Raw genomic sequence first — 3,425 nt, 5'->3', positions numbered from 1 at the left:
GGTAACACCGATGTCGAATATCAGACCGCTATCGCGAGCGGGCTCGCTCCCACAAGGGGAAAGTGTCAGGCCTTGGCATCCAGGCAGGTCGCGTCAATCTTGCAGCGATAGCTTTTTTCCCGGCTGCCACTGGCGATGACTTTGTCGATAGACCAACGCCCGCGCATGAAATCCGGCCAGGAGGGGTCAAGCAGTACGATGCCCTCTGCGGACAAGGCCGGGTTGCCCGGGCATTCGATGGCGACCTTGAGGGCTTCGCGCATCATCCGCCGTGTCTCGCCCTCAGCGGCGGCGCGGGCGTCGGCGGCGCTCTGGAAGCGCTGGCGCAAGCTCTTGAAAGGTGCGATGCCGCCCTCTTCGACCCGCAGCTTGCCCGCCGCCGCATCCCACCAGGTGGTCTTGCAACCCTGGTATTTAGCCCGGGCGGTCTCATCAAGGATCGCCGACGTAAACGCCTGGTCGCCTGGACGATTGTTCGTCGTCACCGACAGCTTTACCTCAGGCAAGACTTTGCCTGACAGCGATTTCGCCTGCCCGCGCCGTGCCAGCACATACAGCTCGTTGACCGGCTTGGCGACCGCGTCATAACGATGGGCCAGACGGGTCAGGAAGCCCATGTCGGTTTCGTTGGATTGGTCGATGTGCTCGATTTTTATCAGTGACAGTTCCGGCGCCACGCGGGGGGAAAAACCGTGCCTTGAGGTCAGTTCCCGAAACAGCGCGCCGAGGGTCGTCGGGCCATGGCTGACGGATCGGCGCTGCTTGAACCCGGTCTGGTCCGAGGCGCTGAACGGCGCGGCTGTCGCCACCAGTGTCAGGCGCAAGGGAAACAGCATCGGTGTACGCCGGGTCACGACGAATTCACCTTTATCCATAAGTCCCGACTCCAGATAGCCGACCCGCAGGCCGATCTTGCCGCCCAGGCTGGGCATACCTTCAAGCCCCTCCAGGCTGATGGTCAGTGTCAGTTGATCGGACTCGATGCCCGCCGCGTCGATGTGCGTCCAACTGAGCAGGCGTTCGTTGAGCAGCGCGGCGTTCGCGCCATAAATTTCCACTGCAGGCGTAAAACCCAATGACATGGCGCCTCCTTAATCCCAGGCTGAAACCGCTGGGATCGCAACAGGCCTGAGGTCCACCTCAGGCAAGACAACCCAAACGCCCGCAGGCAATACCGGGCTCCATTCGGCCAATCCCGGATTGAGTAGCCAGAGCGCTTCTTCGGCGGCGTCATCACAACGCCCGAGTTCGCGATACAACAGCAGATTCACCGAATCACCGGCGATACTACGTACCCTACGCATTGGCGAACTCCGTCAATTCAACCACCCAGCCGACCACCATGGCCGTGCCGTCATCAATGACCTCGGTCTGGGTTTCCGTGACCTTGTTGATCTGCCACAGGCCCCAGTTGCGACCGACGCCATCCACCAACGGCAGGGGGGTGCGCAGGGCTTGCAATGCGCGCAGCTCATCGAGTCGATCCATCGCGGTCGAGTACATCGATTTGCCGGTGATCGTCAGCCCCTGCAGGCCTTGGCCGATCTGGCTGGACTTGGGTTTGCTGGTAAGAATGTCGATGCTTTTCCAGCCACCGTCCGAGGTGCGGACCAGGGAGTGGTAGGCGAATTTGCGGGACAGCCCGAAAATGAAACTGCCCAGGGCCATTTGCTGACGCATCAGGTCACTCCGTCGGTCAGGGCCGCATCACTGCGCATGGCAAGCGAGTTGGGCATGAGTTGGAATTGGCTGGTGATCTGTTGCACAACCAGGTTCGCCAACTGAGCGGCGCTGGCCTGATCCTGGCCATTGATGTAGATGTTCGCGGTCAGGTTGTTTTGCTGGCCGGTCGCCGGGGTGCCGCTCAGGTCTTTGCTGACCTGCTCGGGAGCGGCGAGCTTATCAACGGGCGAGGCGAGTTTTTCGCCCAGCCACGAGCCCGACTCAGCGCCGAGCCAGCTTCCCGCCAGACCGCCGACAATTGCGCCGAGTGCTCCGCCAATAGCGGTGCCGATACCCGGACCGAAGAATGTGCCAATCGTCGCTCCCGCGGTGGCGCCTGCCGATGCACCCGCCCAGCCGCCGCCAGCGGCGCCCAGGCCAGCGCCAACCTTGCGAGCGTCGCCGCTCAGCGCCCCTTCCAGCACTTCAGGGGCCGCAGTTAACGCGGCGGCTCCTGGGATAAATCGGCTGAACGGGCGCAACGAAGCACCCATGCCGCGAAGGGAACCGTTGGCAGTCACTCCCGCTTCGGCCTTGGCAACGATCGCCGGTCCGAACCGGCTGACGCCCTTGATATCCGGGCTGGCGTTACGATTGTCGTTTCTGAAGTCTTCCGAGAACACTTCTCCCACGCGCCTGGGAAGACGCTTCGCCACGCCGCCCAATACGCGTTTCGCCGCTTGATTGCTCATTTCATCCGCGACGGCTTTGAGCAGCGCCCCCACCAGCGGCTTGAGCGCCGCGCCCACCAGTACAATGGCAGCTGTGGCCTTAGGTGAAGTCTCGGCCAACTCGCTCATGCCATCGTTCAGCGAGCCCAGCCATTGCAGCGAGCTGTCCGCCACGGGCGCCACCGCATTGCCCGCGGCCAGCGACAAACGCTCATTGCTGGCGTTGAAGACGTTCCAGCGACCTTGCCGGGTATTGGCCAACGCCAACGCGTCCTGCCGCACCGAGCCCTTGTCACCCAACTGGGAGGTGGCGTACTGGGCCGGGTCTTTGATCTGCAAGAACGCGTCATTCACCTCGGTCAGTTTCTGCGCCATCCGCAGCACCGCCTCATCCCGCGTGCCAAACAGCGAAGAGGCAAGGTCCGAGCGTTTTTCCGCCGGCTGCGCGTTCAACGCCGCCAGCACCGACATCACGGTCCCCGGCGCGGTGTCCTTGTCACGCAACCCACTCGCGACTTCCCTGGGATCAAGCCCGAGTTGCTTCCAGGCCGCTTGTTCGGTCGCCGAGGCCTGATTACCCTTGCCCAAGGCCATCGTGAAACCAGCCAGCGCTGCGCCGGCTTCAGCTTGTTGCGTACCGGTGTTGAGCAACGCCGCCGTCACCGCAGCGGCCTGTGCAGGTTGCAGGCCGGCCGAGGTCGCGACCGCACCGTCACGCTGCAACACCGTGCCGATCTCGCTCGCTTTCGCACCGCCGGGAATTTTGCCGAGGTGGTTGGTTGCGTCCGCCAGGTCAAAGGCTTTCTCGGCGCTGAGCTTCATGGCGGTGCGCCAACCAAGCAGCATCTCGGCAGCTTCCACGGCTGGCATCTTGAATGTCGATGCGGTGACACCCGCATCGCTGGCAAAGCGCAACAGCGCCGATTGTCGGTCCGAGGCATCGGGCAGATCGCTGCCGATGCCTGCCCTGGCAGCCAGGCCTTCGATTCTGACCAACTCAACCGCTGTGGTCCCGCCAGCCGCCACCAATGG

At 63.1% G+C, this 3,425-nt stretch carries 4 protein-coding genes; all 4 read right to left on the bottom strand.

Annotated elements, in window-relative coordinates; genetic code table 11:
• Positions 1-65 precede the first annotated feature (65 nt).
• Positions 66-1,082, bottom strand: a complete 1,017-nt coding sequence (locus ACE04F_RS07945) for a phage late control D family protein (protein ID WP_486105696.1) — start codon at positions 1,080-1,082, stop codon at positions 66-68.
• Between the two features lie 9 nt (positions 1,083-1,091).
• Entirely contained in the window at positions 1,092-1,304 is a 213-nt protein-coding gene (locus tag ACE04F_RS07940; RefSeq protein ID WP_486105695.1) for a tail protein X, read from the bottom strand.
• Positions 1,297-1,680 carry a phage tail protein gene (locus ACE04F_RS07935; protein ID WP_486105694.1) on the bottom strand — a complete coding sequence of 128 codons (384 nt, stop codon included), beginning with the start codon at positions 1,678-1,680 and terminating at the stop codon, positions 1,297-1,299. The genes ACE04F_RS07940 and ACE04F_RS07935 overlap by 8 nt, the downstream gene beginning before the upstream one ends.
• On the bottom strand, positions 1,680-3,425 hold a 1,746-nt coding region (locus ACE04F_RS07930), incomplete at its 5' end, for a phage tail tape measure protein (RefSeq protein WP_486105693.1). The genes ACE04F_RS07930 and ACE04F_RS07935, both read right to left, overlap by 1 nt.

The sequence above is a fragment of the Pseudomonas sp. AGC41 genome (assembly GCF_057334555.1).
Note: the sequence above shows the minus strand (reverse complement) of the source record. Positions and strands in the feature narration are given on the sequence as shown.